24 protein-coding genes are annotated in these 23,437 nt (G+C 64.1%); 8 read left to right on the forward strand and 16 right to left on the reverse strand.

All coding sequences use genetic code 11. From position 1 onward, the window contains the following. The first annotated feature begins 1 nt into the window (after nucleotide 1). Nucleotides 2–340, forward strand: a complete 339-nt coding sequence (locus V6D40_RS09870; RefSeq protein WP_334290191.1) for a branched-chain amino acid transporter permease — start codon at nucleotides 2–4, stop codon at nucleotides 338–340. A 158-nt stretch (nucleotides 341–498) separates the two neighbouring features. Then, the gene (locus tag V6D40_RS09875) at nucleotides 499–903 is read left to right on the forward strand and encodes a hypothetical protein (RefSeq protein WP_334290192.1); all 405 of its coding nucleotides are present in this window, start codon (nucleotides 499–501) and stop codon (nucleotides 901–903) included. A gap of 88 nt (nucleotides 904–991) precedes the next feature. Here the strand turns inward: V6D40_RS09875 and V6D40_RS09880 are convergent, their stop codons facing one another. Continuing rightward, nucleotides 992–1,297 carry a hypothetical protein gene (locus tag V6D40_RS09880; protein ID WP_334290193.1) on the reverse strand — a complete coding sequence of 102 codons (306 nt, stop codon included), beginning with the start codon at nucleotides 1,295–1,297 and terminating at the stop codon, nucleotides 992–994. A gap of 19 nt (nucleotides 1,298–1,316) precedes the next feature. After that, on the reverse strand, nucleotides 1,317–2,291 hold the full coding sequence (locus V6D40_RS09885; protein ID WP_334290194.1) for a bile acid:sodium symporter family protein: 975 nt from the start codon (nucleotides 2,289–2,291) through the stop codon (nucleotides 1,317–1,319). 50 nt (nucleotides 2,292–2,341) lie between these two features. Here V6D40_RS09885 and V6D40_RS09890 point away from each other — a divergent pair, with 50 nt between their 5' ends. After that, complete coding sequence (locus V6D40_RS09890) at nucleotides 2,342–3,424, forward strand: NADH:flavin oxidoreductase/NADH oxidase (protein ID WP_334290195.1); 1,083 nt, start codon at nucleotides 2,342–2,344, stop codon at nucleotides 3,422–3,424. A gap of 11 nt (nucleotides 3,425–3,435) precedes the next feature. Here V6D40_RS09890 and V6D40_RS09895 read toward each other — a convergent pair whose 3' ends face one another. The 8 genes from V6D40_RS09895 to V6D40_RS09930 all read right to left on the reverse strand — a co-directional run bounded on the left by V6D40_RS09895 (nucleotide 3,436) and on the right by V6D40_RS09930 (nucleotide 11,296). After that, nucleotides 3,436–3,825 (reverse strand): Rieske (2Fe-2S) protein, encoded by a 390-nt coding sequence (locus V6D40_RS09895; protein ID WP_334290196.1) that lies wholly within the window; start codon nucleotides 3,823–3,825, stop codon nucleotides 3,436–3,438. Further along, nucleotides 3,822–4,664 (reverse strand): tryptophan synthase subunit alpha, encoded by an 843-nt coding sequence (gene trpA / locus V6D40_RS09900; protein WP_334290197.1) that lies wholly within the window; start codon nucleotides 4,662–4,664, stop codon nucleotides 3,822–3,824. The genes V6D40_RS09895 and trpA overlap by 4 nt, the downstream gene beginning before the upstream one ends. After that, nucleotides 4,665–5,972, reverse strand: coding sequence for a tryptophan synthase subunit beta (gene trpB, locus V6D40_RS09905; protein WP_334290198.1), 1,308 nt, complete (start codon nucleotides 5,970–5,972; stop codon nucleotides 4,665–4,667). 26 nt (nucleotides 5,973–5,998) lie between these two features. Beyond that, nucleotides 5,999–7,426, reverse strand: coding sequence for a bifunctional indole-3-glycerol-phosphate synthase TrpC/phosphoribosylanthranilate isomerase TrpF (trpCF, locus tag V6D40_RS09910; protein ID WP_334290199.1), 1,428 nt, complete (start codon nucleotides 7,424–7,426; stop codon nucleotides 5,999–6,001). Then, nucleotides 7,419–8,447, reverse strand: coding sequence for an anthranilate phosphoribosyltransferase (gene trpD / locus V6D40_RS09915; RefSeq protein WP_334290200.1), 1,029 nt, complete (start codon nucleotides 8,445–8,447; stop codon nucleotides 7,419–7,421). Before trpD ends, trpCF begins: the two co-directional genes overlap by 8 nt. After that, nucleotides 8,437–9,090, reverse strand: a complete 654-nt coding sequence (locus tag V6D40_RS09920) for a glutamine amidotransferase-related protein (RefSeq protein WP_334290201.1) — start codon at nucleotides 9,088–9,090, stop codon at nucleotides 8,437–8,439. The genes trpD and V6D40_RS09920 overlap by 11 nt, the downstream gene beginning before the upstream one ends. Further along, nucleotides 9,087–10,646: an anthranilate synthase component 1 gene (locus V6D40_RS09925; protein WP_334290202.1), complete on the reverse strand. Its 1,560-nt coding sequence runs from the start codon at nucleotides 10,644–10,646 to the stop codon at nucleotides 9,087–9,089. The genes V6D40_RS09920 and V6D40_RS09925 overlap by 4 nt, the downstream gene beginning before the upstream one ends. A gap of 194 nt (nucleotides 10,647–10,840) precedes the next feature. Beyond that, nucleotides 10,841–11,296 (reverse strand): SdpI family protein, encoded by a 456-nt coding sequence (locus V6D40_RS09930; RefSeq protein ID WP_334290203.1) that lies wholly within the window; start codon nucleotides 11,294–11,296, stop codon nucleotides 10,841–10,843. Nucleotides 11,297–11,415: 119 nt separating this feature from the next. Between V6D40_RS09930 and V6D40_RS09935 the strand changes: the two genes are divergently transcribed. The 4 genes from V6D40_RS09935 (at nucleotide 11,416) to V6D40_RS09945 (ending at nucleotide 15,311) form a co-directional block, all read left to right on the forward strand. Then, nucleotides 11,416–12,648: a dicarboxylate/amino acid:cation symporter gene (locus V6D40_RS09935; RefSeq protein WP_334290204.1), complete on the forward strand. Its 1,233-nt coding sequence runs from the start codon at nucleotides 11,416–11,418 to the stop codon at nucleotides 12,646–12,648. A 257-nt stretch (nucleotides 12,649–12,905) separates the two neighbouring features. Further along, the gene (locus tag V6D40_RS10880; RefSeq protein ID WP_442891914.1) at nucleotides 12,906–13,214 is read left to right on the forward strand and encodes an AlbA family DNA-binding domain-containing protein; all 309 of its coding nucleotides are present in this window, start codon (nucleotides 12,906–12,908) and stop codon (nucleotides 13,212–13,214) included. Continuing rightward, a complete protein-coding gene (locus V6D40_RS09940) occupies nucleotides 13,160–14,581 on the forward strand; it encodes an ATP-binding protein (protein ID WP_334290205.1) in 1,422 nt (473 codons plus the stop codon). Before V6D40_RS10880 ends, V6D40_RS09940 begins: the two co-directional genes overlap by 55 nt. 22 nt (nucleotides 14,582–14,603) lie before the next feature. After that, complete coding sequence (locus tag V6D40_RS09945; RefSeq protein ID WP_334290206.1) at nucleotides 14,604–15,311, forward strand: hypothetical protein; 708 nt, start codon at nucleotides 14,604–14,606, stop codon at nucleotides 15,309–15,311. Between the two features lie 25 nt (nucleotides 15,312–15,336). Here V6D40_RS09945 and V6D40_RS09950 read toward each other — a convergent pair whose 3' ends face one another. The 6 genes from V6D40_RS09950 to V6D40_RS09975 all read right to left on the reverse strand — a co-directional run bounded on the left by V6D40_RS09950 (nucleotide 15,337) and on the right by V6D40_RS09975 (nucleotide 21,749). Next, a complete protein-coding gene (locus V6D40_RS09950) occupies nucleotides 15,337–15,975 on the reverse strand; it encodes a DUF624 domain-containing protein (protein ID WP_334290207.1) in 639 nt (212 codons plus the stop codon). Nucleotides 15,976–15,985: 10 nt separating this feature from the next. Then, on the reverse strand, nucleotides 15,986–17,017 hold the full coding sequence (locus V6D40_RS09955; protein WP_334290208.1) for a carbohydrate ABC transporter permease: 1,032 nt from the start codon (nucleotides 17,015–17,017) through the stop codon (nucleotides 15,986–15,988). 5 nt (nucleotides 17,018–17,022) lie between these two features. Further along, nucleotides 17,023–17,868 carry a carbohydrate ABC transporter permease gene (locus V6D40_RS09960; RefSeq protein ID WP_334290209.1) on the reverse strand — a complete coding sequence of 282 codons (846 nt, stop codon included), beginning with the start codon at nucleotides 17,866–17,868 and terminating at the stop codon, nucleotides 17,023–17,025. 94 nt (nucleotides 17,869–17,962) lie between these two features. Continuing rightward, a complete protein-coding gene (locus tag V6D40_RS09965) occupies nucleotides 17,963–19,291 on the reverse strand; it encodes an ABC transporter substrate-binding protein (protein WP_334290210.1) in 1,329 nt (442 codons plus the stop codon). Between the two features lie 79 nt (nucleotides 19,292–19,370). Next, nucleotides 19,371–20,552 carry a DUF4032 domain-containing protein gene (locus V6D40_RS09970; RefSeq protein WP_334290215.1) on the reverse strand — a complete coding sequence of 394 codons (1,182 nt, stop codon included), beginning with the start codon at nucleotides 20,550–20,552 and terminating at the stop codon, nucleotides 19,371–19,373. Nucleotides 20,553–20,615: 63 nt separating this feature from the next. Continuing rightward, complete coding sequence (locus V6D40_RS09975) at nucleotides 20,616–21,749, reverse strand: ABC transporter ATP-binding protein (protein WP_334290211.1); 1,134 nt, start codon at nucleotides 21,747–21,749, stop codon at nucleotides 20,616–20,618. 140 nt (nucleotides 21,750–21,889) lie between these two features. Between V6D40_RS09975 and V6D40_RS09980 the strand changes: the two genes are divergently transcribed. Beyond that, nucleotides 21,890–23,356, forward strand: coding sequence for a DUF5129 domain-containing protein (locus V6D40_RS09980; protein WP_334290212.1), 1,467 nt, complete (start codon nucleotides 21,890–21,892; stop codon nucleotides 23,354–23,356). Nucleotides 23,357–23,437: the final 81 nt, after the last annotated feature.

Raw genomic sequence — 23,437 nt, forward strand, 5'->3', positions numbered from 1 at the left:
GGTGGGACTTCCTGCCAGCATCACCGCGGCGGCGGTGTGGAGCGTGCTCATTCCCGTGGCGACCGTGACACTCGTGCTCCGCGCGCTTCCCTTCGTCTTCCGCCGTGTGCTCCGCGGCAGCCCGCTGCTGGACTTCCTCGGGATCACCATGCCCGTGGGTGTGATGACAGTGTTAGTTGTCTACTCCATCGGGGGCGCCGAGAGCGAGAACGGGGGTATCGCCGCCGCGCTTTTGGCTGCGGCTGCCACCCTTGGTCTCCATGCTTGGCGACGCTCCATGGCCCTTTCCATCCTCGCCGGAACAGCCATCTACATGGTGTTTGTCAACTGGGTGTTCTAGGTAGACGGGGCTTTGTGGAAGCCCGTATCGGCGCGGGTACTGACCGCGTTACACCTTAAATTCCCAGGATAAATTGTTTGCTCTTCTACGGAAGCCCGGGTTATGTTGGCTTCGTCAGAACTACTGGCGCTCCATTCAACTTGACAAGGAGACACCCCATGAAGCGTTTCACCGCTGCAACCCTGGCTGCTGCCACCTCCCTCGCCCTGGTCGGCATCCCGGCACAGGCTGCTGAGACCGACCGCTCGTCCGAGACCAACCGCTCTTCGGAGACCACGCGTTCCTCGGAACTGGACGACAGCTACGTGACCGGCTACATCTACGGTGGCAAGGTCAAGGAGCTCATCACCGAGGGCTCTGGGTTCTCCGCGCCCTACAAGAAGTCGTCTGAAGGCAAGAGTGTCCTCGAGCAGGTCAATTCTTCCACTAGGAACGACGCCGCCCGCGGCTACAAGGTCGGCACCACCCACGACATCCTGGTCGGCACCGGCATCGCCGCTGCGATCCTCGCCGTCCTCGGCGGTGGCGCATGGGCGTTCCAGCAGGGCCTGATCAAGTTCTAAGGTTGCCTTAGCAGGCGCAAGCCAAACCCCCACCAGATTCACCGGGCCGGTGATTGTGGTGGGGGTTTCGTCGTTAAGCAGCAATGCCCTAGTGGGGGAACTTCGCGCTCGCTTCCTCCCAAAGCCCCTCGAACTCTTCTGCGGTGAGGTGGGTGGCCTCAATGCCTTCGATGGCGCCGTACGTCTTTGGGTGGGGCACGGTGTCCATGGGCACGTTGGCCTGGCCGTGCACGCGGCCGTCGATGTAGATGCCTGTAATCGTTTCGGCCGGGTCGAGCTCGATCATGCGGAGCATGGTGCACGCGGCGTCGTTGATCTCCTCCAACTCGGCGATATTGAGCAGCTCGCCGCCGAGCTCGGGGACGGAGTAGTGGAGCCGAACGTAATGTTTCACGTGAAACGCCTTTCGTGGGTTATGCGATTGCGGTGTCGCTCTCGGCGATGCGGGAGACGTACGCGGAGCACATCACCAGCTGCACCATGTGGTAGATCATCAGCGGGATGATGAGCACGCCTAGGGCCTCGCCGCCGAAGATCACCGTTGCCATCGGCAGGCCCGTGGCAAGCGATTTCTGGGTGCCGCACATCTGCACAGTAACGATATCCGCGCGGTCGAACCCGATTGCCCTCGGGACTGCCTTGGTCAGCCAGAGCATCGCCGCCACCAAGATAGCCGTCAGCACGATGAGCGACGCGATCTCTAGGAACGTCACGTTCGACCACACACCAGAGACGACGCCCTTGGAAAACGCGGCGTAGACCACCATCCAGATTGAGCCCCGGTCCACAATCTTCGTTGCCTTGGACTTCGCTACGTCAGCGATCTTCGGGACGAAATTGTGCGCCAGCTGGCCCAGCACGAACGGCAGCAGCAGCTGGAGGGCGATATCGGTGAACACCGACGCGTCCACCTGCACGCCGTTGCCCGCGCCCATGAGCAACATGACGAGCAGCGGGGTGACAATGACACCGACGAGGGACGACACTGAGGCGGCCACGACCGCGCCCGAGACGTTGCCGCGCGCGATGCCTGTGAGCGCAACCGACGATTGCACCGTCGACGGCACCAGCGTCATGAACAGCACGCCCTGGTAAAGCTCCGTCGACATGAACGCGGTCATCGGCCGCAGCGCTAGTCCGATCAGTGGGTACACAGCGAAGGTGAACGCGAGGATCACCAGATGAAGGCGCCAGTGCGTGAGGCCCTTCAGCGCCTCCTGCGTGGACAGGCGCGCGCCGTAGAGGAAGAAGAGCAGCGCGATGGCGACTTTCACGGCGACGTCGAAACCGTCCGCGAATCCCCCGCGGGCGGGAAAAATGAACGCGATAATCGCCGCGACGAAGATGCCGATGAGCAGCGGATCGATTTTTCTTAAGAAACCGGGCATGCAGGTAATTCTACGAACGGCCCGCGTCTCTCGGGCGTACCCTCGCGAGTATGAGCTTGAATGAACCTTTGACTATCCGATCCGCCACCGCGCGAAACCGCATCTGGCTCCCGCCGATGTGCCAGTACCGCTGCCGCGAGGAAGACGGCATGCCGAACGACTGGCACATGATGCACTACGGGGCCCGCGCCGCCGGCGGCTTCGGTCTCATCGTTGCTGAGGCGACCGCGGTGGTCCCGGAGGGACGCATCTCCAACTACTGCGCCGGCCTGTGGAGCGACGAGCACGCTGCGGCGTGGGCGCCGATCGTGGCCTTCGCCAAGTCGCAGGGCGCCACATTTGGCATCCAGCTCAACCACGCCGGCCGCAAAGGTTCTTCGTTCGCGATGCTGCCGCAGCTGGCAGGCCGCCGCACCATCCCGGTTGAGGAGGGCGGTTGGCAGACGGTGGGCCCCTCCCCTGTTCCTGCCGGCGGCCACAACCCGCCCCGCGAGCTCACGACCGAAGAAGTGCGCGCTCTGCCCGGCCACTTCGCTGAGGCCGCGAAGCGCGCGGTGAACATCGGCGTCGATTTCGTGGAGATCCACTCTGCCCACGGCTACTTGCTGCACCAGTTCCTCTCCCCGTTCTCCAACGAGCGCACCGATGAGTACGGCGGCAGCTGCGAGAACCGCGCCCGCCTCCTGCTCGAGGTCGTCGATGCGGTTCGCAGCGCGATCCCCGACACGATGCCACTCTTCGTGCGCCTCTCCGTCAGCGAGTGGCTGGACCCCGAGGGTTGGACGCTGGAGGATTCGCAGTGGCTTGCCCCGCAGCTGAAGGACCACGGTGTCGACCTGATCGACGTGTCCACCGGAGGGAACACCAAGGCAAAGGTGCCGGTTGCTCCCGGGTACCAGGTGGACCACGCAAAGGCGGTGAAGGAAGCCGCAGGCTTGCCGACGGCCGCCGTCGGCCTCATCACCACACCAGAACAAGCAGACGAGGTCGTGGCATCCGGTGCCGCCGATGCCGTCATGATCGGCCGCGCTGCGCTGCGCGACTCGGAGTGGGCGCTGAACGCATTGAGTGAGGGGGGCGTGCCCGCAGAGGAGCTGCCCTACCCGGACTCCTACTTCCGCGGTTGGGCCTAGCGAGGTCGGAGCTACTCGACGGTGAGCGTACCGCCGTTGTTTATCACCGACGCCGGCTGCAGCGGCTTCTCTGCCGGGCCGGTAATAACGGCTCCGTCTTCGATTGCGAAGGTGGAGCCGTGCTTCATGCAGCGGACCTCGTCGCCCTGCACTTTGGTGATGCGAGCGCCCTCGTGCGGGCACAGCGTCGAGTACGCGACGTAGTTGCCCGCAGTCGGCTGGGCAATGATGAAGTTGTCCACGATCACCGCGCTGCCGACGGGAACATCGGTCTCCGCAATCTCTGCCGGGGCGGGCGAGCCGCAGGCAGCGAGGAACGCGCCGGCAAAGGTGGTCGCCGAGCCGAGCAGGAACAGGCGGCGGGAGCAGGACGGTTGAGCGGTCTCAGGTGCGTGTGTCATGGCTTCACCGTAGCCTGTTTCATGGCCTGAACGTATGCCGTCAGCTCCGATTTCAGCGCCTCCATGTCTGTTACTCGGCCTGGGTTCGGGTGCTCGTGTTCCACGTGCTTCGCCACGATGTTCGCGATTGCGGATCCGGTGATGGCGCCGGCCGCGCCAGCGGCGATCGCATCGCGGACGTGCTCCGGCTTCGAAATGCCGAAGCCGAGGAGTACCGGAGCGCCGCCGAAGGCGCGCACGTTGTCGACGACTTCGCGAAGCCCGTCAACCGTTGCCTCCTTGTCTGCGCCGGTGACACCGTCGCGGGAGATGGCGTAAATGTAGCCGCGCGAGTTCGCTGCGACACCCTCCAGAGTCTCCTTAGACGCCTTCGCCGGAGCGATGTAAATCGGGTCGATGCCCGCGGCTTCGGCAGCCGCGGTGAACGGCTGTGACTCGCGCACGGGGACGTCGGGAAGCAAGATGCTGTCAGCTCCGGCTTCGCTGAACGCGGTGTAGAACTGTTCTACCCCGCGCACGTATGCCACGTTGGCGTAGATCAACATGCCGATCGGGATCTCCGGATAGCGCTCTCGCAGTGCGGAGATCTGCTCCAGCGCCTGATCCACGGTCGCGCCGCCGTCGAGCGCGCGGACGTGCGCCCCCTGGATCGCGGGACCGTCGGCGACAGGATCAGAGAACGGCACGCCGAGTTCAACAGCATCGGCGCCGGCTTCGATCACGGTCGAGATGATTTCCACCGCGTCCTCCGGCGTGGGATCCGACAGCATGATGAAGGGGACGAATGCGCCCTCACCGCTGTCTGCGAGGCGAGTGAATGTGTTTTCGTAGCGGGTCATCTACTTCGCCTCCTCGGCGTGTTCGGGGGAACCGGTGGTCTCGGTGTCGGTCTCGGTGTCGGCGGCGCGGAGCTTGCCCGGGATCACCCAGTCGGTGTGCTGCTCCAGCGTCTCGCGCACGTGGGCGACATCCTTGTCGCCGCGGCCGGAGAGGGAGACCAGGATGTTCAGCGGCTCCGCGTCTTTCGGGTGATCGGCAGCGCGCTGTAGCGCGTATGCCAGCGCGTGGGAGGACTCGAGCGCCGGGATGATGCCCTCCTCCTTGGACAGCAGCTGGAAGGCGCGGAGCGCCTCCTCGTCGGTGACGGGTACGTAGGTCGCGCGGCCGGTGTTGGCCAAGTGCGCGTGCTCCGGGCCAACGGCCGGGTAGTCCAGACCGGCGGAGATGGAGTAGGACTCCTCTACCTGCCCGTCGGCGTCGCGCATCAAGTAGGAGCGGGTGCCGTGGAGGATGCCCACAGTGCCGGCGGCGATGGCCGCCCCGTGCTTGCCAACGCCGAAGCCCTCGCCGCCCGGCTCGGCGCCGACGAGTTCCACGCCCTCGTCATCAATAAAGTCGGCGAACATGCCAATGGCGTTGGATCCGCCGCCAACGCAGGCGACCACAACGTCCGGGAGCTGGCCGATGCGCTCCAGCATTTGGGCGCGCGCCTCGGTGGAGATGACGCGGTGGAATTCTTTCACAATCTTCGGGAACGGGTGCGGGCCCGCAGCCGTGCCGAGGAGGTAGTGGGACTCGTGGAACGTTGCGGTCCAGTCGCGCAGCGCTTCGTTCACCGCGTCCTTCAGCGTGCCGGCGCCGGACTCGACGCCGACCACCTCAGCGCCCATGAGACGCATCCGGTAGACGTTCGGCTCTTGGCGGGCCATGTCCACCTTGCCCATGTAGATGATGCACTCGAGGTCGAGCAGGGCGCAGGCGAGCGCGGTTGCGGTGCCGTGCTGGCCGGCGCCGGTCTCAGCGATGATGCGCGTCTTGCCTATCTTCTTCGCCAACAGCGCCTGACCGATCACCTGGTTCGTCTTGTGGGCGCCGCCGTGGACAAGATCCTCGCGCTTGAGAAAGATGCGCGCGTTCGCGCCGTCGAGCGGCAGGTTGCGGCACTCGGTGAGCGGGGTCGGGCGGCCGAGGTAGTCGCGCAGCAGAGCGCGGTACTCGCTCATGAACTCCTCGTCCTCCATCGCGTCGACGAAGGCTCGTTCGAGCTGGTCGAGCGCGGGCAAAAGGGATTCCGGCACGAACTGGCCGCCGAACTCACCGTAGTAGGCGGGCAGGATGGTGCTGCCGCCGTGAGCGTAATCAGACATAGAGTGCTCTTTCAGATAATGCGGGTTTAGTAGTGGAAGTTGCCGATCGTGCGGAAGACGTTGCGGAGTGCACCAGCGTCCTTCTTGCCTGCCCATTCCCCTGCGGTGGCGGGGTACTCCACGCCGGAGTTGAGGTCGACGCCGAGGCAGCCAACGCGAAGGGCGGCTTCGATGTTCTCCGGGCCGATGCCGCCGGCCAGCAGCGAGTGGTGCTTGACGGTGTCGGAGACGGTCGCCCAGTCAAAAGCTTCGCCGGTACCGCCCTGGCCGGAGTCGAGGACCAGCCGGTCGGCGAGACCTGCCTCCGCCAAGAAGTTGGCGGTCTCGGGGCCCTCGGGCGCGGTCATGGAGACGGCGCGCCAGACTTCAGCCCGTCCGTCGACCTCGTCGCGGACCCGCTCGAGCAGGGCCCGTTCGGCCTCCGCGCTTCCCTGGTAGGGGGCGTGGACTTGGACGGCGACGATGCCGTCGATAAGCAAAGCCCCGTAGCCCTCGCTGCGGCGGGATACCGCGACGTAGCGCAGACCCAGTTCGTGGTCGATGATGTCGCGCGCCGTTTCACGTGAAACATTGCGCGGGCTCCCATCCTCGAAGATGAGGCCGCCGTACACTGCGCCCGCAGCTTTGGCCGCCTGGGCCGCGGTCCGCGAGGTGAGTCCGCACACCTTGTTCGGGCCGTACACGAGTTCGCGCACGGCGAGGTCGACGTCTGGTTGGCTCGTGAGTTGTGATCCGACGAGGAAGCCGTCGGAGTGAGCGCCGAGTTGGCGCACTGTCTCAACGGTGCGGATGCCGGACTCGGAGACGACGGCGGCGTCGGCCGGGGCGTGGGCTGCGAGGCGGGCGGAGCGGCTGAGGTCGATGCTTAAGTCGTGGAGGTTGCGGTGGTTGACGCCGAAGATCTTGGCGCCCAGGCGGGCGGCGCGCTCGGCTTCTTCTTCGTCGATGATCTCGGTCAGCACGTCCATGCCGAGGGAGCCGGCAAGGGCGGAAAGTCGGGTATAGGTGGCATCATCAAGCACCGAAAGCATGAGCAGGATTGCGTCGGCGCCGTAGTAGCGCGCGGCGTAGACCTGGACCTCGTCGATGATGAAGTCCTTGCACAGTACCGGCAAGTGGGTGGTGGCGGCGACGGTGGCGAGGTGATCGTAGTCCCCGCCGAAGCGGTCGGGCTCACACAGCACGGAGATGCCCGCCGCCAGGTTCCGCGACCGCGAGTATACCGCGGCGATCTCCCCCGGTTCGTAGTGCTCGCGGATCGTGCCGAGCGACGGCGAGGAGGACTTGCACTCGAGGATGAAGCTCGTTCCGGGGCGCTTCAAGTTGTCGTACAGCGAGCGCTCCGATTTGGGTAACGTGTCGAAATCAACGTGTGCTACGCGTTGCCGGATTTCGTCAAGGTGACGTTTCCGTCCCTCGACGATTTCTTCGAGGACGGTGGCGAGGCTACTCACTGTAGTCCGCCTCCTCGTGCGTCTTCAGCCACTGGGCAACCGTTCCGTTATCGATCAGCTTGCCCGCGTGCGCGACGCCGTCCGCAATGGTGTTGGTAATGCCGTAGAGGTAGAACATCGCGCCGGCGGACACGGCGATCGCGTCCCGGTGTGCGCGGGGGCCGACGCCTGCGAAGGTGTCTCGCATCATGGCGGCGTTCTCGGCGCCGTCGCCGCCCGCGAGGTCTGCTAGCGAGTGCCGGGTGACGCCGAGCTCCTCGGGGGTCACGGTGTAGTGGGTGATATTGCCCTCGCGGTCGAGCTCCCACACGAGCGTCTCGCCGTGGACAGCGATCTCGTCTGTGCCCGCCCCGTGCACGACGAGTGCGCGGCCGCGGCCCAACTCACGCAGGGTTTCCGCGATCATCTGCCCCTGCTTGGGGTTCGCGATACCCATGATCTGGTATTCGGGATGCGCCGGCGAGAGCAGCGGGCCCATGGTGTTGAACAGCGTGGGCACACCGAGGGCCTTGCGCACCGGCTGCACGTGCGCGACCGCTGGGTTGTAGGCGGGCGCGAAGAGGAACGTGAAGTTCGAGGACTCGAACTGGCGCACGGCGCGCTCCGGATCCAGGTCGAGCGGGATGTTGAGCGCCTCGAGCACGTCAGCGGAGCCGGACTTCGAAGACACGGAGCGGTTGCCGTGCTTGACCATTTTCACGCCTCCAGCGGCCGCGGTGAGCGAGGCGGCCGTGGTGATGTTGATCGTGTTGGCTCCATCACCGCCTGTGCCTGCGGTGTCCATGATCCCCTCCCCCGTCACGGGGAACGGCCGGCCCGCGGCGAGGAATGCGCGCGCAGCACCGGCGGTGTCGGCGAAGGTTTCACCCCGGGTGCGGATCGTGGCCAGAAGGGCTGAGATGTGGACGTCGTCGTAGTCGCCCACGGTGAGCGGAGTGAAAGCCTCGATGGCCTCCTCGAGGGACGGCTCGCGGTTGTCCAAAAAGCGGCGGAGAATTTCGAGCGATGTGTCACTTGCCATTGTTCGGAGTCCTTTCTTCAAGCAACGTGGTTACGCACCGCTCGAGCAGAATCGGCCCAGACGGCGAGAGGATGGATTCGGGGTGGAATTGCAGCCCGATAGACATGCTATCGGTCGTCTCGGCGGCCATGATGACGCTGCCGATCTCGGTCTCGGTCCACGCGAGAGCGCGCACGCCGCCCGGCTCGCGGGTCGCGCCGAGAGAGTGGTAGCGCGCCACCGGCACGTCGATGCCCGGCTCGCCTGGGGTGCCGCCGAGGGTCAAGCCGGTAAAGAGCGGGCTGTCCTGCCCGGCCGGGGTGAGCTGCATGCTTATCGACGCCCCGTGCACCGGCCCACACGGCTCAACCGCGCCACCGAAGTGCTCGATCAGCGCCTGGTACCCGAGGCAGATGCCGAGCAGCGGGATTCGCCCCTGCGCTTTGGCGATAACCTCCATCATGCAGCCGGCGTCGGCCGGGTAGCCGGGCCCGGGCGAGAGCACGATGAGGTCTGGCTCCTTCTCCCCCGCCCCGCCACCGAGGACGGTGTCGGCGGGCACGGTGTTGCGGTACACCGCCATCTCGTGGTTACCGATGCCGTGCAGCGCGTCCACGAGGTTATAGACGAAGGAGTCCTGGTTATCCAGCAGCACGATTCTCATTTGGTCACCTCCAGTTCGGCGCTGGCGGCCTGCGCCAGCGCGTTGAGCACGGCGTACGCCTTGTGCAGGGTTTCGTCCGCCTCGGCCTGCGGGACCGAGTCCCGGACCACGCCGGCGCCCGCCTGAACGACCGCTGTTTCACGTGAAACATAGGCGGAACGGATAACAATGCAGGTATCGAAGTCGCCCGTGCCGTGCAGGTACCCGACGGCGCCGCCGTACGAGCCGCGGCGGGTTCCCTCCGCCTCGCGGAGCAGCTCCGTGGCCCGCAGCTTGGGCGCGCCGGTAAGCGTGCCCATGTTCATGCAGGCGCGGTAGGCATCGAGGGAGTCAAGGTCGTCTGCAAGCGTCGCCGTGACCCGGCTGACGAGGTGCATGACGCGCGAGTAGCGGTCCACCTGAAGCAGCTCCGCCACCTTGCGGGTACCCGGCTTGGCCACGCGGGCGAGGTCGTTGCGGGCGAGATCCACCAGCATGGTGTGCTCTGCAACCTCCTTTGCGTCCGTGCGCAGTTGCAGTTCCATCCGGGTGTCCAGCTCGTGGTTGACGGTCCCGTCGGCGTTCAACCCGCGCGGCCGGGTGCCCGCGATCGGGTACAGCTGCACTTCGCGTGTCGCCGCGTCGAACTTCAGGTTGGATTCCGGCGACGCGCCAAAGAGCTGGTACGGCTCGCCCGCCCTGTCAACGCCGCGGACGTAGAACATGTACGGCGAGGGGTTGGTCGCGCGCAGGCGCCGGTACGCGGCAAACGCGTCCGCGCACTCGGCCTCGAAGGCCCGCGCAGGCACCACTTGGTAGATGTCGCCGTTGTAGATGGAAGCTTTCAGCTTGTCGACGCTCCCACAAAACTCCCTGTCCCCCACATCAGCCCGAGTTACAAGCGTCCCGGCGCCGCCCCCGGCAGACGAGTAGGCGTGGGTGTTGTCGGGGTCGGCTGCGTCAATCGCCGCAGCGAGTTCGTCGAGATCGATCCCGTCGCCCGCGGCGTCCACGCCGGCGAGGTACGCCGTCTGGGCTTGGTGGTCGACGCGCAGCAGCACTTCTGCGAGGACGAATTGGTAGTCGGGGTACGTGTTCGGGCCGTCCTCAACCGCGGGCAGCGTCTCGAAGGTTTCGAGGTAGTCGAACGCGAAGCCGCCGGCCAGCATCGGGAAATCCTCGTTGCTGTAGTCCGCACTTGTGGTCAGCGCCCGCAGCACCTCCACCGACGATGTGGCGGTGAGCCGCTCGCGCTCGTCCTCGGCGCGAGAGGCGGGAAACTCGTAAGCGTGCTCCCCCGCTGCGTACTCAGTGAGTTGCTGGGCGGCGCGGGCAGCGAGTACCTCGCCCGAGGCGGTGAACGGCTCCACCGTTACCCGCGTGCCGTTGCATGTCACGCGCAGCGACGCCTTGAGCACCGCAAGCGAATGCAGCCCCGACTTGGTGGTGATATCGGCGGACTCTAAAAGCACCGAATCGGTCTCGTCTAATCCGCCGAGGTGCGCGAAGAGGCTGGAGACGTCCTCGTGGTAGCGCACCTCGCGGCGCGTGAACCGTGGTGGTGGTGGGTTGCTCATCTGTTGTCCTTGGTTTTGTTCTGTGCACCGAGGGTATGTAGAGCAAAGGCCCGCGGTGCTTGGTTTGAATCAAGCTGGCGGGCCGGAGAATGTATGAGAGATTGTTGCAGACTCATGGCACGCCGTCTACGCGCGCCACCACCAGATGCTGAGTTGGGTGTTGAAACGAGTCACGGATCACAGCGTAGCAGTAACTACGCCTCGCCGTCTGCTTTACTTGCAGCGTTGCGCAGCGCGTCCAGATCCACGGCGGGGCTGGGTGCGGGTTCGGCGGTGGTGGAGTTCTGGGCTGCGTCGACAAGCAGCGCTGCCCTGGCGCCGAAGTTCCCTCCCACCGACAGCGCAATAACTGCCGCAACCAGCGCGATAACCGGCGCAATCCACACCCAGCCGTGCGCGATGAACGCGAACGCTGCGCCGATGGCCATGGCGAGGCCGGTGAGGACCCAGAACGGGCCGACGACACGGTGCGCCTGGACCCACGTGGATTCGTTCTTCCGCACCTCGGGCACGCGCAGGCCGATCACAGTGTTGCCGGGGAGTTTGCCGGCGGTTGCCATGCCGCCAGTGACGAGGAAGAAGATCGCCGCGAGCAAAAAGATGATACCGAGGACCACGTTGAGGGTGGTCGTAGTGGCAAATGGGCTCATAGCAACCAGCATAAACCGGGCGGGGTGACCAATAAAATTCTCCAATAATTCCTCGATTGGCCCATCCGTGGGGGAAAATGGTCTTGCAATTCCCGTTCCACTAGTGAAGGTCTTCCGGTATGAAATCGAAACTCCTGAACTCGCTGCTGTTCTGGATCGTGGTCGCCATCATCGGCGGCTGGTTGTGCAGCTTGTTTTTCCCCGCCTGGCTGGCGCGCGTCTTCGTCACGTTCAACGGCCTGTTCTCCAACTTCCTCGGCTTCTTCGTGCCGGTGCTCATCTTCGGTCTCATCGCGCCTGCGATCGCGGGTCTTGGCCAAGGCGCGGGTAAGTGGCTGGGGGCTACGGCCGGCATTGCCTATGGCTCCACGGTTATCTCCGGCCTGATTGCGTGGGGTACGGCTTCGGCGCTGTACCCGAGGCTTCTTGACGGCCGAACCCTCATCACCAACGTGGACGACCCGGAAGCTGGCGGCCTCGCCCCCTACTTCACCGTTGAGATGCCCGCGCCGTTCGCGGTTATGTCTGCGCTGCTGCTCGCCTTTGTGGTGGGCTTGGCCATGACGGCGGTGAAATCCGACAACATGTACGCGCTGCTGCAGGAGCTCAACGAGGTGATCCTGAAAGTGGTCACCAGCTTCGTCATTCCGCTGCTGCCGATCTACATCTTCGGCACCTTCCTGAACCTGGGCATGAACGAAAACTTCGGCTCCACGATGGCGGCCTTCGGCACGGTGCTGGTGCTCTCCATCGTCATGACGCTCGTCATCATCCTGCTGCAGTACCTCGTGGCAGGTGCCGTGGCTGGCGTGAACCCGTTCACCGCGCTGAAGAACATGGCGCCGGCGTACTTCACCGCGCTGGGTACCTCCTCCTCCGCCGCGACCATCCCGGTCACCTACGCCTCCACTTTGAAGAACAAGGTGGACGAGGATGTCGCCGGTTTCGTGGTTCCGCTCTGCGCAACCATCCACCTCTCCGGGTCGATGATGAAGATCACCCTGTACGCGCTCGCGATCGTGTTCATGGGCAACTTGGACGTTGGCCCTGGAGAGATTATCGGCTTCGTGCTGCTGCTGGGCATCATGATGATCGCCGCGCCGGGCGTCCCAGGTGGCGCGATCATGGCAGCTGTTGGCTTGCTGCAGGCGAACCTGGGCTTCGACGAGTCCATGGTCTCCCTCATGATCGCCGCCTACATCGTGGTCGACTCCTTCGGTACCGCTGCGAACGTCACCGGCGACGGTGCCATCGCGCTGATCGTGAACAAGTTCGCGTCCGGCAAGATCTCCGGTAATGTTTCACGTGAAACGGAGGGTGCTGCCTCTGAGGGTTCCACCGTCGTGCGCTAACCAAGCGTTGGATCTTTAGATCACCACTCCCCGATCGCGGGCTGAGCAATCAGCCGCGGCGGGGAGCTTTTCTTTGGCCTCAGTGCACGTCACTTAGCCGTCACTGTGTCCTCACTGTAAAAATCGGGTCGTCACTATGGAAAGTGATGCTCTCAGTGAACGAAGTGACGCCAAATCAGGTCTGTCACTGTAAAAGTGACGTCTTCACTGAAGAATCTCACTATAGTGACGGTGTGAGTGAACGCATGGAGCGCATCATGGAACGCCTCAACCGTCAGGGAGACGACGACCATTGCGTTGAGGCCAAGAGTGGCACGGGCAAACTGGACAAGGGATTTTGGAGTACGGTGAGCGCCTTCGCGAACACTCGCGGCGGCATCATCGTCCTAGGTGTCTCTGAAGATCAGCAGCGTGGAACGTTCCATATCAGCCGGATTTTGATTATCGTCGCGCGGCGGATCGGGTCGAGGACGCGTTCCGCCCATCTAGAGAAGATCCCGGCGTCACTCCGATGCCGCGGACGGAGATTGAGGCCGACGAGTTTGAAGACCAGCCGGTCATTGTGATCACGGTGCATCCGATGCGGGATGACCCGAAGCTCGGTAAGCAGATGCCGTGCTTCGTAACGTCGCAAGGCCCGCGCAACGGTTCGTACAAGCGGGTGCTGGACGGCGATCAGAGGTTGTCCTCATACGAAATCTTCCAACTGTCGTCGTTGTTTGAGACAGACGTAGCGGAGCTGGCCACGCCGCCACTGGCTGCAGTCGACGATCTCGAAAGGTCTGCCTGGGTTGCTTTATTGGATTCGTTTGTGAAGTCCGGATCCCGTCTGATGTACGGCACTCGGAATGACACTGAAGCGCTGGAGCGTCTCCATGTTGTCGATGCTGAGGGCAAGCCGACGTTGGCTGGGCTCCTAGCGCTTGGAACATATCCGCAGCAGTTCTACCCGCAGCTCTTCATCGACGTTGCGGTGCACCCGATGACTGAGAAATCGGCCAGCGAAGTGCGGTTCCTGGACCGTAAGCAGTGCGACGGCCCGCTGCCGATTGCCGTTGAAACTGCAATCCAGACGGTGATGGCGAACTTGCGGACTCGGGCGGTGGAACGAGATTCGGTGATGGTCGATGAACCGGAGATTCCGGAGATCGCGATCCGCGAAGCTGTGGTCAACGCAGTAATGCACCGCGACTACAACCCTCAGGTGCAGGGCAGGCAAGTGCAGATCGACATCTACCCCGACAGGGTGGAGATCAACAACCCGGGCGGTCTCTGGGGCGATCGCACTGTGGAGAATTTGGACGAAAACCGCTCGACGACGCGCAACCCTGCGCTCGCTAACCTCTTGAGCCACCTCCCGTCGCCAGGGGGGTCATCCCGTGTTGCGGAAAACCAGGGCAGCGGCATCCAGCGAATGAAGCTCGGTATGCAGCACCAGGGACTTCCCCAACCGTTGTTTACCGCCACTATCAGTGATTTCACCGTCACACTGTTTCGTTTCGGCCTCCTGACTCCCGAGATCGCCGCGTGGTTAGAATCTGTCGCTCCTGACGCCACACGCGAGGAGCACATTGTTCTGGCGATTGCGCACGGTTTAGGGGCCGTATCCGTTCGAGAGCTGAAGAACAACATTGGTCTGGATAGCAATGACGCGAGAGAGGTGCTCAACGGTCTCGTCGATAAGCACATTCTGGCTCCGGCGGGAGAAACGGACTCCTTCACCTTTCAATCGACGCGAACGGCGGGGGCTGATGAGGAAATCTCGAGGCTGCTGGCTGATGGGGTTGAGTTGTCCGCCCGAGAGATTGCGGAGGCACTTGGTATCACCCTCGGAAGTCTTCGACCCCGTTTACGCAAACTCATCGATGCAGGCGAGATTTCTCCAACTGCCCCGCCCACGAGCCGGAATCGCAGGTATCGGCTAGCAAAGTAACTAACCCGCTACGCTAGCCTCCATGGCTTTTGAGATCGTTTCCAACCACTTCGTCGCACACGAGGAGGACCTCGACGACGCGTACGAGCTCTTCCGCGCTCGCGTAAGCGCGAGCCGCGCCGAGGTGGTTGCGATCTCGCCCCGGCCCCACCCGATCGAGAGCGACTTCTTCCTGTGGGACCTGCGGTGCGAAGCGGCGTACGCGAACATGCCCGCCCCGGAGACGATGAACCTCTACGAGCTGAACGCGCTGGTTGATTTCGTGGTAGCGGACCGGGACGAAGCCATGGAGGACTTCTTCTTCGAAGGCCCTGCTGATCCCACCCGCTACCCGTCGACCCTCGGCGGCATCTCGGAGCTCGAGGTCCGCGACGGCATCGAGGGCGAGCTCTCCCTCATCACCGTTGTGTACCTCGGCACGGAAACCAACGAGGCGGTGGCACAGCAGCTTTTCAGCGCACTGCTTGCCGACGTCAACGCCGTCGCCTTCCACCCCACCATCTCCGAGATGGAGAGCACGGAGCAGGCGAAGTGGATCGGGCCGCTGTGGGTTCGCGACGCGACGCTGAACATCATCGGCAAGGGCGACGGCATATTCTCCCCCGGCAAGACTGCCTGGGCGGGGTGGTTCCTCACCTCTGAGGCGCTGGAGAGCGTCGAGGCGAAGCTGACCGAGCGCATTGACGAGCAAGCCGTGGTGCTCGCCCGGGCGGTCGCGGAGCCGTTCTAGGCGGCTCCGTCTAGTCCACCCCGGCCTAGTCCACCCCGAGCTGCTCTCCAAGCGGCCCCGCGATCACGAGCCGAATGAGGTAGATCGCGAAGGCCGGCACAAAGAAGAACGTCAGCGGCACCGCCCACGCGATGGGCAACGCCACGATGACGGCGGCAGCGGCGACGAGGATCGCGACTGCTAGAACGGTGCGGCCGAGGAAGCGGAACGCCATCAGCGTGGCCGCGGTGAAGTAGTCCGCAAACCCACGGTCCTCACCGCGGTCCTCACCGCGGGTGGAGGCGAGCCCGAAGAACCAGACGCTGATGCCGGCGATGATGAACGCACCCGAGAGCGCAAGCGCCTGAATGACCGTGAGCGCGGCGCCGCCCACGCCGGCTTGGAAAACGACGAACTGTTGGTAGACCAACAGCGCGCTGAGGACTGCGAAGAGACCCCAGAAAAGGGACACCGGCTTCCACCGCAACGTGAGCTCCCGGAAGAACTGCAAGTGGTAGCGCGACCCAATGCCGGCGGCCATATCGCGTGCGACGGCGCTGGCGGCACGCACAGCGGCGCCCACCGTCACAATTGGCAAGCAGCTGACCACCAAAAGCATGTTGAGAATGACAATGTCCGCCATCAAGGTGATGGCGGACATGAACCGAGAGTCAGGGTGCAGCACCCGATAGAGCCTAGCCCTTCACGGCACCAGCGGCGACACCTTCCACGATGTGCTTCTGGGCGGACATGTAGAAGATAACGATCGGGATGATCGCCAGCACCAGCATGGCCATCATGGCGCCCATGTCGCGGTTGCCCTGGGAGCCGACGAACTGCTGGATCACGACCGGGATCGTGCGGTACGGGGTGGACAGGCCGATGACCAGGTACGGCAGCAGGTAGTCGTTCCACACCCACATGGCGTTCAGGATCGCCACCGTAATCGCGGTGGGTTTCAGCATCGGCAGCACCACGCGGAAGAAGGTGGTCAGCGGCGAGCAGCCGTCGATAACCGCGGCTTCCTCGATCTCAAGCGGGATCGACTTCACAAAACCAGCGAACATGAACACGCTCAAGCCGGCGCCGAAGCCCATGTAGAGCACGACCATGCCGAGCGGGTTGTCCAGGCTCAGGCGGTCGGCGATGGCCACGGTCGGAAACATCACCATCTGGAACGGGATAACCATGGAGAAGACGAACAGGTAGTACAGCAGCGCCGTCCACCACGTCTTCACGCGGGTGATGTAGTACGCCGTCATGGAGCTGAAGAACACAATCGCGGCGACCGAGAGGATCGTGATCACGAACGACCAGACGATCGCCATGCCGAAACCTTCGCCCTGGATGCCGGTGATGTAGTTCTCGAACCCGGCCCACATGTCTCCCAGCGGGAGTGCGAACGGATTGTTCGAGATGGAGAACTTCTGCTTGAAGGAGTTCAGCAGGATAAAGAAGATCGGGCCCAAGAACACGACGGTGAGGAAGACCAGCACCGCGTAAATGAGCACCTTCGCGCCGCCGGAGACGCGCGCCTGGGAGGCAGCTGCGGCGGACTCGCGCTTACGGTCGCGCTTCGAGGTGCCGAAAACTTCCGCCTCGGTGTCGGTATCCGCGTCGAGCGCGAGATCCGAAGTCCCGCTGCGCGACGCCTCGGTGTCCACGCCCACCTTGCCCTCGTTGGGGCCTGGTGTGGAGTTCATCGATGGGTTGATACGGCTAGTCATGGTTTCTACGCCTCCACTTCCCTGCTGCGGGTAGCGCGCAGCTGGAACATTGCGATGACAACGACGACCACGACGAAGATCACGGCCTTCGCTTGACCCACGCCTTCCACGCCGACGCGGTTAAACATGGTGTTGACGATGTTGAGCGCCACCATCTCGGTCTGCCCGCCTGGGGCACCGTTGGTCAGCGCCAGGTTCTGGTCGAACAGCTTGAACGTGTTCGACAGGGTGAGGAACAAGCAGATGGTGATCGACGGCATGATCATCGGGATGGTCACGTGGCGCAGCATCTCCCAGCGGGAGACGCCGTCGAGCTCGGCGGCCTCGATCAGCTCCGGCGGGACGTTCTGCAGGCCCGCGATGTAGATGATCATCATGTAGCCCACCAGCTGCCAGTTCAGAAGGATGATCAGGCCGGCGAAGCCGTACTTCCAGTCGGACACGATGGTGGTGCCGTAGCGGGCCAGCACCGCGTTGATCATGGACTGCCAGGTGTAGCCCAACACGATGCCGCCGATGAGGTTCGGCATGAAGAAGATCGTGCGGAAGAAGTTGGTGCCCTTCAGCTTGCGGGTGAGCACCCAGGCGATGGCGAACGCGAAGACGTTCACCGTGATGATGGAGACGATGGACACCAGCGCGGTGAACCCGAACGAGCGGACGAATCCCTCGCGGGCGCTAAACGCTTGTGCGTAGTTGTCTAGGCCCACCCAGGTGGCGTTGGTGATCGTCGTGAACTTGGTGAACGAGAGCAAGAAGCCCATGACGAACGGGACCAAGAACGCGATCAGAAACGCGATCAGGGTGGGCAGCACAAAGATTGGGAAGTACTTCTTCAAAGATTGCTGCATCGGGTGCCTCTTTCGGAAAAACGCGAAGCACACGGTCGCCTACTCGGCGATCGTGCGCTCCGCGTTCGTATTCATTTCGGTGCGTATAAGCGACTTAGTTGGTGCGCTTCTCAGCCTTCCAGTCCTCGACGAACTTGGCCACTACATCATCCCACTCCATGTTCCCGCTTGCATACTGCGCAAGGTTGCCGCCGAAGAGGTCCTTGAACTGCTGGGAGGGGAAGTACTGGAAGTCCCACGGGATGGTGGTGACGGAATCGTCAGAGATCGCTGCCTGGACCTGCTTCGCCAGCGGGTCAGCCGGGACGTCGGTCTCGGAGTAGTTCTTAAACGGGGCGATGAAGCCGAGGTCGTTGATCACGTGCTCCTTGCCCTTCTCCGAGGTGAACAGCCAATCCAGGAAGTCCTTGGACGCCTGCTGGTCCTCCTCGGAGGCTTCCGAGTTCACGGCGAAGTAGTTCTCGGTGCCCACGTTGATGCCGGTGTTTTCCTCGTCCGGCAGGCCCATGTACATCGGGAGGAACTTGATCTTGTCCTCCTCGACCACGTTGCCGTTGACGTCGGCGATCTGGCTCCACGCCCAGTTACCGTTCTGCACCATGGCTGCCTGGCCAAGCGCAAACTCAGCCATGGAATCGGACACAGCCTTGGACGGTGCCAAAGACGGCTCCACGGTGGAGTTCTGCAGGTAGAGATCGAAGAGGTTCTTGAACTCCTCGTTGTACTCGAAGGTCACGTCGGCGGTGTTCGGGTCGCCGATGTTCTCGAACTCGTAGTGCATCGGGCCGTTGGCCAGGTGGGTCTGCCAGCGCCAGTCCTCACCGGAGGTGAGGGAGGTGGAGGCAAACGCGCCGTCGATACCCAGCTCGTCCTTCTTCGCCTGCATGCCCTCGGCCAGCTTCTTCAGCGACTCAAAGTTCTTCACCTGGTCGATGGAGGTGATCTCGGCGCCCGGCAGCGCGAAGTACTTGTCCAGGATCTCCTCGTTGTAGAGGATGCCGAAGCCTTCAACGGCGAACGGAACGCCGCGAACGGAGCCGTCCTCGCCGGTGAGCGGGGTGACGTCCTCGTTGAGCTGCTTGGCCACCTCGGTGTCGGAGAGGTCGGTGGTGTAGTCCTTCCAGGTGTCGAAGCCGGTCGGGCCGTTCATCTGGAACAGGGTCGGGGCGTCCGACTTGGACACCTCAGTACGAAGCGTCTGCTCGTACTTGCCGGATGCCGCGGTGACCACCTTGACCGGCACGCCGGTCTCCTCGGTGTACTCCTGGGCAATCTGCTGGTAGGCAGCGTCCTGCTCCGGCTTGAAGTTGAGGAAGTAGACGCTGGGACCGTCTTCGCCACCGCTGCCGCCGCAGGCGGTGAGGCTGGTCGCGGTCAGTGCTGCCACGGCGGTGGTGGCCAGCACGCGGGAAAACTTGCGCATGAGCAATCCTTCTACTCGGAAAAGTAACAACTTTCATTCTAGTGACGTGTGCACAACTGACAAAACGGTGTGAGCGTGATCACTCCCCCGCCTCGTTGGGCAGGCGGTACACCATCGCCTCGTCCCGGCGGCTGGGCAGCACCCAGTCGAAGTAGGACTCCGCGGCTTCCGCCAGCGGCACAAAGCGCCGGTCGTTCTGGCTCATAAACCAGCGGTGGTCCAGGATCTCGTGGAAGATCTGCGCCGGCTCCAGCTTTTCGCGCAGCTCCTCCGGCACCAGGCTGACCACCGGCTCGTACTCTTTCACCATCCAGCGGTGCGCGACGGCTTCCAAAGGCAGCTTGCCGCCGTAGCGCACGGAGCGGTAGACCTCCATCTCGCCCAGCAACCGCTGCGCCTGGCGGTCCTGCACGTCCAAACCGGTCAGGGCCATCAGCTTGCGGCGGTTGAAGCCGGTGGAGAACACCGCCGGCTCGATGCGAACGTGGTGGACGCCGTCGCGGGTGGTGATCTCGGTTTCTCCGACGTCGAAGCCGAGCTCGTTGATGCGGCGCACCCGCTCCGCGATCGCGTCGAAGGCGTGGCTGTCCTCGGCCACCAGCTCGCCGGTCATGAGTTCCCACAGGTCGAGGTAGTTGCGCTCGATGTCGTTGCCGAGCGCGATGACGTCCTCGTCCGCGCCGATCAGCCCTCCGGACTGGAGGTCCATCAACTCCCCGATGATATTGACGCGGGCTACGTCGACGTCGTAAAGCCTGCGCCCCTCGGACAGCGGCTCGTGGAACTCGCCTGTTTCCGCGTCCACCAGGTAGGCGGAGAACTCGTCGGCGTCGCGGCGAAACAGCGTGTTGGACAGCGACACGTCGCCCCAGTAGAAGTTCAGCAGGTGCAGGCGAACCAGGAGCACGGCCAGTGCGCGCACCAGCTTGGTCACGGTGTCCGGGGAGAGCACGCGGGAGAACACGTCGCGGTACGGCAGCGAGAAACGCAGGTGCTCGGTGACCAGGCAGGCGGTGAGCGGCTCGCCCGCGGCATCGGTGCGGTGCGTGATCACCGCCACCGGCTCAACGCAGGGCGCGTCGAGCTCCTTCAGCCGCCGCAGCATGCGGTACTCGTGGTACGCGACCTCCTCGCCGATCTCTTTGACGGCAAACACCAGCCCGTCCGCCGAGATTAGGCGCACAGTGTGGCGCGAGATGCCGCGCGGCAGGGCCGCAAGCAGGTCGCCGCTCCACTGCTCAAGGGGTAGCGACCACGGCATCTTCAGCAGCGTGGGTGCGTACTGCGGGGAAACAACGTTGAGTTTTTCCACCTAGGCCGCCGCCTAGATGCGGTTGCCGGTCGCCTTGGAGAAGGCGTGCAGGCCGCCGTCCTTGATGCGGACGTGGATAACGTCGCCCTCGCGCGCGCCGGACAAAGGTGGGGTGCGCACGACGATCTGGCCCGCATCCGACTCGTCGCGGCCCGCCGCGCGCCAGCTGCCGCCGGCCAGGTGGCCGTAGACGTAGGAGTCGGAGCCGAGCTCCTCAACGAAGTCGACTTCCACCGGGATGGTGTGCTCCTGGGAGGCCACCGCGCCGTCCACAAGCTCAAGTGCCTCGGGCCTAAAACCAAGAATGACCTGCCCGTTGTCTTCGGGGGTGATGGCGGCCAAGGTGTCTTGGCTAAGCGGAATGCTGGCCTCACCGATGCGCGCGGCCTTCGATGCGGCGTCGACGTCGAAGGTGGACAGGTTCATCGCCGGGGAGCCGATGAAGCCGGCGACGAAGACGTTGTCCGGGTGGTCGTACAGCTCGCGCGGGGTGCCCACCTGCTGCAGCACGCCGAAGTTCAACACGGCGATGCGGTCGCCCATGGTCAGCGCCTCGGTCTGGTCGTGCGTGACGTAGATCGTGGTCACGCCCATGCGGCGCTGCAGGTTGGCGATCTGGGTGCGGGTCTGCACGCGCAGCTTTGCATCCAGGTTGGACAGCGGCTCATCCATTAGAAACACCTGCGGTTCGCGAACAATGGCGCGGCCCATGGCCACACGCTGGCGCTGGCCGCCGGACAGGGCCTTCGGCTTGCGGTCCAGGTACTGGGTCAGGTCGAGCGTCTGCGCCGCTTCCTCCACGCGGCGGTTGATCTCCGCCTTGTCCATGCCGGCGATCTTCAGCGCGAAGCCGATGTTCTCGCGCACGGTCATGTGCGGGTACAGGGCGTAGTTCTGGAACACCATGGCGATGTCGCGGTCCTTCGGGCTCGCGTTGGTCACGTCGCGGTCCCCGATCAGGATGCGGCCTTCGTTGGTCTCCTCCAGGCCCGCGAGCATGCGCAGCGCAGTCGACTTGCCGGAGCCCGACGGGCCGACCAGCACGAGGAACTCGCCGTCGGCGATGTCGAGGTTGAGCCGGTCCACGCTCGGCTTGTCCGCGCCGGGGTAGATGCGGGTGGCCTGCTCATAGGTCACAGATGCCATGATGTTCTCCTCCATCGGCAGGTACGTGCCGAACGATCCGTAGTGGGGTTGTACAGCTTGAACGTAGCACGGGTGGCAACAGGACAAGTTGCTTATCGACGCTCCCTTCAATCCCTCCCCCGCCGCCGTACTATGAACCCATGTCTGAAGCTTCCAACGGAAATGTAGACAAGGGCTACCGCGGATCCCGGAGCACGCCGCTGAAGGACTGGGCCGCGGTGATCGGGATGACGGCGCTTGCGACCGTGGGCGCCGGCGCGCTCGGGCACACGCTTCCTGACGTGCCGGAGCCTGCGGCAATCGCCACGCAGGCCCAGGCCCCGCACGTGGAGATCTCCGACCCGAGCGACGTAGTCAGCCCGGAAGACGAGGAGCGCATGGTGCGCGACGCCGAGCGCCTGCCGCACCCGGAAGTGGTCACGAAGCTGCACTACATCACGCTTGCCGAGGGGCGCGACAACGTCAACGACTCGGTAGAAAACTTCCTGCGCGACCACTACCCAGACGAGATCGGCGACGACACGTTCGCGGACGGAGTGCTAATCATCGGCACCGATGTTGAGGGACGAAACAACTTCATCTTCGCCGGCGAGGACGTGGCGAGCGAGCTCTACCTGCGCTCCGGTCAGCGCTTGGAGTCCGCGCTCGAGGCGATGAAACCGGGGTTGCGCGACAACAACCTGCCGGGCGGCTACTTCGCCGGCGCCGACATGGCGTTGGATACTGAGAGCGCCCAGAACTACCCGGTGGAGGACGGGGAGACCGATCAGGCCTTAGCGGCGATCATCGGCGGCATCGTCGGCGGCGGCGCAACCTTAATCGGCGGCTCCGTTGCCGCGTCGCGCCGCGGTAAGCGCCGCAAGGCCATTGCGCAGGCGCGCACCGACCACGAGCTGATCGGCGCCGACTACACGGGTCTGTCGCAGCGGTTGGACGAGCTGGACATCCGCGCGAACTCCGTCTCCAGCGCGTTCGCCAACGCCGAGCTGCGCAAGCAGTGGGAGGAGGTGCGCGACCGCTTCCTGAGCATGCACGACGCGATGCAGCTGGAGGTGGGCACCGACCGCCAAGCGTGGGAGAACCACAAGCAGCTCGCCCAGTACGCCGAGACCGTGCAAGACGCCGGCAACGCGGAGGAGAACATCAACCGCCTCTTCGCCGTGGAGCAGGGCGACGCAGCGGAGCGCCGCGTGATCATCACCGAGGTCCGCGCCGACGTGATTCAGGCGCGCCGCAAAGTGAAGGACAAGGAGCTCAAGCGGGACCTGGCAGAGCTGGAACGCAGCCTGGACTACCTGGACCAGAATCCGGACTACCCGCAGTTCGTCGACCAGTTCACCCGCATCTTGGGCGACTACACGCTGGTGCTCGAGGAGATCAAGCGCCGCGAGTTCTCCGACGTGAAGGAGTACAACGCACTGCAACAGCCGCGCCTGACGGACCCAGACTTCATCTACGTCAACTACGTGCCGTACGCGACGATGAACTCGTGGCACGCGTCCAACGTGGCGGCGCACCAGGCCGCGCAGGCGCAGAGCTCCTCGTCCAGCGCGAACACGGGCTTCAGCTCCGGGTTCTCCGGCGCGGGCGGGTCGAGCTCGTACTAGTTCGAGCGAGCTCCTACGAGCTGAGAAGGGGGCCCGAAAAGGGGGCGAGGCCCTCCCGCCTACTTGCGCTCTAAATGGGGG

It is taken from the genome of Corynebacterium sp. Marseille-Q4381 (assembly GCF_036881695.1).
Taxonomy (GTDB): domain Bacteria; phylum Actinomycetota; class Actinomycetes; order Mycobacteriales; family Mycobacteriaceae; genus Corynebacterium.

Coding starts and splice junctions, on each gene's coding strand:
- V6D40_RS09965 (WP_334290210.1), bottom strand. CDS start 19,291: ATGCGCAAGTTTTCCCGCGTGCTGGCCACCACCGCCGTGGCAGCACTG.
- V6D40_RS09935 (WP_334290204.1), top strand. CDS start 11,416: ATGAAATCGAAACTCCTGAACTCGCTGCTGTTCTGGATCGTGGTCGCC.
- trpD (WP_334290200.1), bottom strand. CDS start 8,447: ATGGCAAGTGACACATCGCTCGAAATTCTCCGCCGCTTTTTGGACAAC.
- V6D40_RS09970 (WP_334290215.1), bottom strand. CDS start 20,552: ATGCCGTGGTCGCTACCCCTTGAGCAGTGGAGCGGCGACCTGCTTGCG.
- V6D40_RS09975 (WP_334290211.1), bottom strand. CDS start 21,749: ATGGCATCTGTGACCTATGAGCAGGCCACCCGCATCTACCCCGGCGCG.
- V6D40_RS09960 (WP_334290209.1), bottom strand. CDS start 17,868: ATGCAGCAATCTTTGAAGAAGTACTTCCCAATCTTTGTGCTGCCCACC.
- V6D40_RS09930 (WP_334290203.1), bottom strand. CDS start 11,296: ATGAGCCCATTTGCCACTACGACCACCCTCAACGTGGTCCTCGGTATC.
- V6D40_RS09980 (WP_334290212.1), top strand. CDS start 21,890: ATGTCTGAAGCTTCCAACGGAAATGTAGACAAGGGCTACCGCGGATCC.
- V6D40_RS09925 (WP_334290202.1), bottom strand. CDS start 10,646: ATGAGCAACCCACCACCACCACGGTTCACGCGCCGCGAGGTGCGCTAC.
- V6D40_RS09885 (WP_334290194.1), bottom strand. CDS start 2,291: ATGCCCGGTTTCTTAAGAAAAATCGATCCGCTGCTCATCGGCATCTTC.
- trpA (WP_334290197.1), bottom strand. CDS start 4,664: ATGACCCGCTACGAAAACACATTCACTCGCCTCGCAGACAGCGGTGAG.
- V6D40_RS09940 (WP_334290205.1), top strand. CDS start 13,160: ATGCCGCGGACGGAGATTGAGGCCGACGAGTTTGAAGACCAGCCGGTC.
- V6D40_RS09890 (WP_334290195.1), top strand. CDS start 2,342: ATGAGCTTGAATGAACCTTTGACTATCCGATCCGCCACCGCGCGAAAC.
- V6D40_RS09955 (WP_334290208.1), bottom strand. CDS start 17,017: ATGACTAGCCGTATCAACCCATCGATGAACTCCACACCAGGCCCCAAC.
- V6D40_RS09895 (WP_334290196.1), bottom strand. CDS start 3,825: ATGACACACGCACCTGAGACCGCTCAACCGTCCTGCTCCCGCCGCCTG.
- V6D40_RS09920 (WP_334290201.1), bottom strand. CDS start 9,090: ATGAGAATCGTGCTGCTGGATAACCAGGACTCCTTCGTCTATAACCTC.
- V6D40_RS09945 (WP_334290206.1), top strand. CDS start 14,604: ATGGCTTTTGAGATCGTTTCCAACCACTTCGTCGCACACGAGGAGGAC.
- V6D40_RS09875 (WP_334290192.1), top strand. CDS start 499: ATGAAGCGTTTCACCGCTGCAACCCTGGCTGCTGCCACCTCCCTCGCC.
- V6D40_RS10880 (WP_442891914.1), top strand. CDS start 12,906: ATGGAACGCCTCAACCGTCAGGGAGACGACGACCATTGCGTTGAGGCC.
- trpB (WP_334290198.1), bottom strand. CDS start 5,972: ATGTCTGATTACGCTCACGGCGGCAGCACCATCCTGCCCGCCTACTAC.